The organism is Micromonospora sp. H61, from assembly GCF_018070325.1.
GTDB classification, from domain to species: Bacteria; Actinomycetota; Actinomycetes; order Mycobacteriales; family Micromonosporaceae; genus Micromonospora; species Micromonospora salmantinae.
Window position 1 is genome coordinate 22,423 of the sequence record NZ_JAGPXY010000079.1, and the last position, 6,587, is coordinate 29,009.

The following is a 6,587-nucleotide window of genomic DNA, read 5'->3' on the forward strand; positions in this document are numbered from 1 at the left end:
GATGCGCCAGCCCACGGCGTTCACAGTGCTCATCGGCGTGCTGCTCGTCGCCGGCTGCGGCGCCGGGCCACCAGACGCGGCCAGCACCACCACACCGCCCGTGACCGCGCCACCGGCGTCGACCGTGCCGACACCCACGGGTACGGCGTTCAACCCCACCGACATCGCCTGGCTGCAACTGACGGTGGCGATGACCGAACGTCTGCTGCACGTACTCGTTCTGGTGCCGGCGCGGACCACCGACCCGGCCTGGCGGCAGACGGTCACCCAGGTGGCGACCACCCGGCGCGCCGACCTGGACCGCGCCCGCCGGCTACTGGCCGACGCCGCCGCCCCGACGACGAATCCGCACGAGGGGCACGACATGCCGGGCATGGCCACCGCGCAGGAGATGACCGCGCTGCGGGCGGCCAGCGGGCAGCCGTTTCACCGCCTGCTGGCCGGGCACCTGCGGGCGCATCTCGCGCAGTCGGTCCGGATCGCCACCGCGGAGCAGCAGAACGGAGTCCAGCCGGCGACCGTGGCGCTGGCGGCGGCCGTGGTCCGGTCCGGCACCGCCGACCTCGCACGACTCGACCGTCTCGATCCCGAGGCTCAGGCGGCGTAGCGGGCGGCGAGGTCGACGACGCGGCGGGCGGCGGCCACCATCGCCCGGTCGGCGAACCGGCCGTCGGGCAGGACCACGGTCCCTGAATCCCGCTGGTGCGCGTCCGCCACGGCGGCCAGCAGCTCCGCGGCGCGGGCTACCTCCCGATCGGCCGGTCGGAACGCGTCGACGATCACCGGGAGCTGGCGCGGGTGGATCGCCGCACGGCCGAGGAAGCCGAGCCGTCGGCCCGCCGCGCAGGAGGCGGCCAGACCGGCGAGGTCGACCACGTCGGCGTACACCGACATGGCCGGCGGGGCCAGACCGGCCGCGCGGGCCGCGACCACCACCCGGCCGCGCGCCCAGAGCAGCCCGTCGTCGTCGCTCACCCCCAGATCCGAGCGCAGGTCGGCCTCACCGAGCCCGATCGAGGCGACCGCCGGGTGGGCGGCGGCGATCGGGTACGCGGCCTCCAGCCCGGCCGCCGACTCGATGAGCGGGTGCACTGGCACGTCGACCCGCTCGGCGAGGGCCGCCAGCGTCGCGGCCGACTCGACCTTCGGCAGCCGCAGCCCGGCCAACCCGGGCCGGCCGGCCACCGCCGCCAGGTCGGCATCGAGGTCGGGGCCGGTCAGCTCGTTGACCCGGACCTGCACGGGCACCGGGTGCGCCTCGGCGAGGAACTCAGCGACCGCGTCCCGGGCGTACGCCTTGCGCCCGGCGACAACGGCGTCCTCCAGGTCGAGGATGACCGCGTCGGCACCCGAGGCGACCGCCTTGGCGAACCGGTCCGGGCGGTCACCGGGCACGTAGAGCCAGCTCAACAGCATCAGAGCACTCCCCGCTCGCGCAGCGCGGCCAACTCCTCGGCGCTCAGGCCGAGCGCGCCGAAGACCGCGTCGGTGTCCTGGCCGTGCCGCCGGCCGGCGTGCCGGATCTCGCCGGGCGTCTCGGCGAGGCGGAACGGCACGTTCTGCATCCGTACCTCGCCCAACTCCTCGTCCGGCACTGTGCGCACGGTGCCCAGCGCCGCGTACTGCGGGTCGGCGAGGATGTCGCGCACGTCGTAGACGGGCGCGACAGCGGCCTGCGCCTCCTCGAACGCGGCCACCACCTCGTCGCGGTCCCGTCGCGCCACCCAGGCGCTCACCGCCGCGTCCAACTCGTCGGCGTGGGCGGCCCGCCCACTGCCGGTGGCGAACCACGGCTCGTCGATCAGCTCGGGACGGCCGACCAGCCGCAGCACCCGCTCGGCGATGCTCTGCGCGCTGGTGGAGACCGCCACCCAGCGCCCGTCGGCACAGCGGTAGGTGTTGCGCGGGGCGTTGTTGTTGGACCGGTTGCCCAACCGGGGCTGGACGTAGCCGAGCTGGTCGTACCAGGTGATCTGCGGCCCGAGCATCGCCATGATCGGCTCGATGATGGCGAGGTCGACCACCTGCCCGGCGCCGGTGACGTCGCGGGCCCGCAGGGCGAGCATCACCGCGTACGCGGCGGCGAGCGCGCTCACCGAGTCGGCCAGCCCGAACGGGGGCAACGTCGGCGGCCCGTCCGGTTCCCCGGTGGCCGCCGCGAAACCGCTCATCGCCTCGGCGAGGGTGCCGAAGCCGGGCCGGCGGGCGTACGGGCCGACCTGCCCGAACCCGCTGATCCGGGTGATCACCAGCCGGGGGTTGACAGCGTGCAGCTCGGCCGGGCCGAGCCCCCACCGTTCCAGGGTTCCGGGACGGAAGTTCTCCACCAGCACGTCGGCGTCGGCGAGCAGCCGGCGCAGCAACGCCGCCCCGTCCGGGTCGGAGATGTTGAGGGTGACTGTGCGCTTGTTGCGGCCGAGCACCTTCCACCAGAGCCCGACACCGTCGCGGGCCGGGCCGTGCCCCCGCGACGGGTCCGGCTTGGCCGGATGCTCCACCTTGATCACGTCGGCGCCGAAGTCACCGAGGAACGCCGCCGCGAGCGGCCCGGCGAAGAGGGTGGCCAGGTCGACGACAGTGACGCCGTCCAGTGGCGCGGTCACCGGGTCACCTCCGGAAGGTCGGCCGCGCAGCGGAAGCCGACCTGCTCGGAGCGGGCGAGACCGGCACCGGTGAGCAGCAGCTTCACCGACACGTCCGCCGGTTGCGGGCCGCCGTCGAGGTACCAGTCGGAGCCCTCCGCCCGGTACTGGGCGCCGCCCTTGAGGATGGCGAACCGGGTACGACCGTCGGAGTGCTCGCTCTCGGTCAGGTTCCACACCAGCGGTTCGCGCCGTACGAGCAGCCCCGCCTCGGCGGCGACCTGCCACTCGTCCTCGGTGGGCAGGCGCAGCCCGGCCCACGCCGCGTACGCCCGCGCGTCGGCCAGCTCGACCCCTGTCACCGGGGCGTCGGCCGGGCCGGAGCCGGCGGTGAACCGGTCCGGGCGCACCGGAACGTAGCCGGTGGCGCGCAGGAACTCGGCGTACTCGCCGTGGGTGACCTCGTGCACGGCGATGGCGAACCGGCCGAGCCGCACACTGCGCCGCAGCGTGCCGGGGTGGTGCAGCCGAGGCGGCAAGGGCTTCCACTCGTCGACGTAGGGCGCCTCGCCGTACAGCCCGGTCTCCCGTACCCGGTGCCGGACGACCAGGTCGTGCCGGCCGCCCTCGACGGCGACCAGGCCCGGCGGCACCTGCGGTCGGGGTGCCCACGGCGTAGGGACGCGCACGGCGGCGCGGGCCGGGAAGGACGGGTCGCCGGTCGGCGGCTCGTGCCGGTGCGCGGCGGCGACTCCGCGTGCCACGGCCGCGATGGCGCCGGCCGGGAGCGGGCCGCCGACAGCCAGCTGACCGTCGGCGGTCTCGGTGACTGTCAACTCGGCACCGGTGACCAGGTCGACGAAGTGCCGGCCGGCGCTCGGGTCGGTGACCACCCACGGGCCGTCGTGGTCCGCGCCCCGGTTCACCACCGTCCACAGCGGCTCGTCGTCGTGCGTCCATCGGGACGCGTACACCTGGCCGTCGCCGGGATGGTCGGCGAGCGGCACCCAGTCCTCGGCGCGCAACCACGCCGCGTGGCTGGTCTGCACCCGGCGCATCGCCCGCAGCACCGCGCGGTCCCGCTCGTTCCAGCCGACCCAGACGCCGAAGACGCTTTCCCAGACCAGCACGCCGACGCCGTTGAGCCAGGCGGAGTGCAGCTCGCCGAGGTGGTCGCGGTGCCAGCGCCGGGTGTGGTGCAGCACGTGCCGTCGCTCGAACCACTTCGCCCGCAGCACGCCGGGCACCTCGGAGTCGGCGAACCACTGCGCCCAGGACATCGCGTGGTCGGCGATGCGGGCCAGCGGCACCCGGCTCTCGCCCTCCAGGACCATGCCGGGGCGCACCGCGTCCAGCGCGGCGCGCAGCTCCCCCGCGCCCTCCTTGAGGGTGTCCAGGAAGACCCCGTCGACGCCGAGCTTGCCGGCCAGCGTGGCGACCTCCTCGGCGTCGCTGCCCGGCTCGCGCCGGGTTCCGGTGTCCCACGGGTTGTAGTCGACGAAGACCCGCACCCCACGCTGCTGGAACGCGCGCACCACCTCGGGCAGTTCCGGCACGTCCCGGTACCAGTCGAACTGGTTGCGGTCGTCGAGGCCGATCACCGGGTACGCGTGCCAGAGCACCACCCCGTCGAAGCCGCCGAAGTCCCGCCCTGCCGCGTCGAGGAACTCGTCGACGGTGAAGACGCCGCGTTCGTGGTCGTAGAGCGTCTCGTCCCAGAGCCAGGCCAGGCAGACGCTGAAGCAATCACCAGCGATCTCGTCGTAGTGCTCGCCGACGTAGCCGATCCGGTCCCGGGCGTCGACCCGCCACCGGGCGATCTGCTCCCGCCAGGCCGGCCAGTCGGCCGGGTCGGTCGGGGCGGCGAAGATCTTCGCCTCGTCCAGGGTGCCCAGGTCGGCGTGCCCGCCCAACGGCACCTCGGTCGGCCGGTCGATCGGGCGTGGGACGTACGGGTTGAAGCTCACTGTGCACCTCGGTAGGTCGCGTCGTAGAGGACGTCGATGGCCGGCCGGTCGGGCAGTGCGGTGGACGCTCCGGGCCGCTGGGCGCAGGCCGCGCCGGCGGCGCAGGCCCAGCGCAGGCTGGCGGTGACGGTGTCCTCGCTGCTGGCGCCGCCGCGTTCGGCCCAGCCCACGGCGAGCGCGCCGGTGAACGCGTCACCGGAGGCGGTGGTGTCCACCGCGTCGATCTGCGGCGCCGGGACGGCGAGACGCAGGCCCTGCCGATCGGCGTACGCGGCCCCGCGCGCGCCGAGGGTGAGCACCACCCGGGGCACGAGCTTCAGCAGGGCGTCGAGCAGCACCGGTGGGTCGTCGGAGGCGACCTCGGCGACGACCGCCGCCTCGTGCTCGTTGACCACCAGCACGTCGACCAGGTCGAGCAGTGCGGTGGGCAGCGCGGCGGCCGGCGCGGCGTTCAGCACCACAGTGGTGCCCTCCGCCCGGGCCCAGTGCGCCGCCTGGAGCACGGCGGTCAGCGGCACCTCCAGTTGCAGCAGCAGCACGTCCGCCGCCGCGATCGTCGCCCGGTCGTGCGCGTCCAGCTCGGTCAGCGTGCCGTTGGCGCCGGGCGCGACCAGGATGAAGTTCTCCGCGTCCCGGTCGACGGCGATCAACGCGACACCGGAAGGGCCGACGGCGGTCCGCAGGCCACTGACGTCCACGCCGGCGTCGACGAGACTCGCCCGCATCCGGGTGCCGAACTCGTCGTCGCCGACCGCGCCCACGAAGTCGCAGGCCGCACCGGCCCGGGCGGCGGCGACGGCCTGGTTGGCGCCCTTGCCGCCGGGTACGGTCCGGAAGTTCTCGCCGAGCACCGTCTCACCGGGGCGGGGCAGCCGCGACGCCGTGACCACCAGGTCCAGGTTGCTGCTGCCCACCACCGCCACCCGCGCGCTCATGCCACGCTCCCTTCCGTCGCCGGCTGCGCCAGGGCGAGGGTCCGCTCGGCCAGCTCGTCGAAGCCGATCCCGTCGAAGCCGGCGATGCTGCTGGCCAGCCGGTTACGCAGCGGGGCGACCCAACGCTGCGACAGCCCGGACGCCCCGGTGAGCGCTCCGGTCACCGCGCCGACCGTCGCGCCGGTCGAGTCGGTGTCCCAGCCGCCGCTGACCACAGCGGTGATCGACCGTTCCAGATCCCCCCGCCCGTACGCCAGGGCCGCGGCCACCAGCGCCGCGTTGTTGCGGACGTGCACCCAGTGCAGGTGGCCGTGCCGTGCGTACAGCTCGTCGACAACGCGCTCCCAGTCGTCGGTGCCCGCGCCGAGGGCGCGTGCCTCCCGGACGGTGGTGGCGAACCGGCTCCCCGGCGGCAGCACCGCCTCGGCGGCGTCCAGCACCTCGTCCACCGTGTCGGCCACCGGCGCGGCGGCGGCCAGCGCCGCCGCCCAGAGCGCGCCGTGCACCCCGCCCCGGACGTGGCTGACCGTCGCGTCGCGCACCGCCAGCTCGGCGGCGCGGTCCGGGCGTCCGGGGTTGACCCAGCCGTACAGGTCGGTGCGGATCTGCGCGCCGATCCACTCCCGGAACGGGTTGTGCCGGTGGGCGCTCTGCGGCGGCGGGTACCCGAGCAGCAGGTTGCGGTAGGCCACCCGCTCGGCGGTGAAGACCCGCCCGCCGGGCAGCCAGTCCAGCCACGCCTGCGCCACGTCGGCGCTGGTGAAGCCCCGACCGTGCGTCTCCAGCACGCGCAGGGCCAGCAACGCGTAGTTCAGGTCGTCGTCCTCGGGCATCCCGTCGATGTTCTCGGCGAGGCTGGTCGGCGCGCTGCGCCGGTTCCACGGCCAGCGGGCAGCCACGTCGGCCGGGAGTCCCTTCGCGGTGAACCAGTCGCACAGTGGCCACCGGTCGGTAGCGGTGAGGATCTCCCGGATGCCCTCGCGGGGAATCTTCTCCACCGGCTTGCCGAGCAGGCAGCCGACCGCCCGGCCGAGCCACCCGCCGTGCAGCCGGTCGTACGCCACCTCGGTCGGCAGCGACCAGCTGCTCGGCCACCCGGCGCG

General features: G+C 75.0%; 6 protein-coding genes. 1 reads left to right on the forward strand and 5 read right to left on the reverse strand.

Annotation, left to right across the window (positions count from 1 at the left end; genetic code table 11):
- Nucleotide 1: 1 nt before the first annotated feature.
- Nucleotides 2-607, forward strand: coding sequence for a DUF305 domain-containing protein (locus tag KBX08_RS27950; RefSeq protein ID WP_210786308.1), 606 nt, complete (start codon nt 2-4; stop codon nt 605-607).
- On the opposite strand, the gene KBX08_RS27955 is transcribed toward KBX08_RS27950, so the two are convergent.
- The 5 genes from KBX08_RS27955 to KBX08_RS27975 form a co-directional block, all read right to left on the reverse strand.
- Nucleotides 595-1,416 (reverse strand): CoA ester lyase, encoded by an 822-nt coding sequence (locus KBX08_RS27955; RefSeq protein ID WP_210786309.1) that lies wholly within the window; start codon nt 1,414-1,416, stop codon nt 595-597. The two genes, KBX08_RS27950 and KBX08_RS27955, sit on opposite strands and share 13 nt — an antisense overlap.
- Nucleotides 1,416-2,603, reverse strand: coding sequence for a CaiB/BaiF CoA-transferase family protein (locus KBX08_RS27960; protein ID WP_210786310.1), 1,188 nt, complete (start codon nt 2,601-2,603; stop codon nt 1,416-1,418). The genes KBX08_RS27955 and KBX08_RS27960 overlap by 1 nt, the downstream gene beginning before the upstream one ends.
- Complete coding sequence (locus KBX08_RS34795) at nt 2,600-4,549, reverse strand: SUMF1/EgtB/PvdO family nonheme iron enzyme (RefSeq protein ID WP_210786311.1); 1,950 nt, start codon at nt 4,547-4,549, stop codon at nt 2,600-2,602. The genes KBX08_RS27960 and KBX08_RS34795 overlap by 4 nt, the downstream gene beginning before the upstream one ends.
- Nucleotides 4,546-5,484, reverse strand: a complete 939-nt coding sequence (locus KBX08_RS27970) for a ribokinase (protein ID WP_210786312.1) — start codon at nt 5,482-5,484, stop codon at nt 4,546-4,548. The genes KBX08_RS34795 and KBX08_RS27970 overlap by 4 nt, the downstream gene beginning before the upstream one ends.
- A partial coding sequence (locus KBX08_RS27975) for an ADP-ribosylglycohydrolase family protein (RefSeq protein ID WP_210786313.1) occupies nt 5,481-6,587 on the reverse strand: 1,107 nt, incomplete at its 5' end. The genes KBX08_RS27975 and KBX08_RS27970, both read right to left, overlap by 4 nt.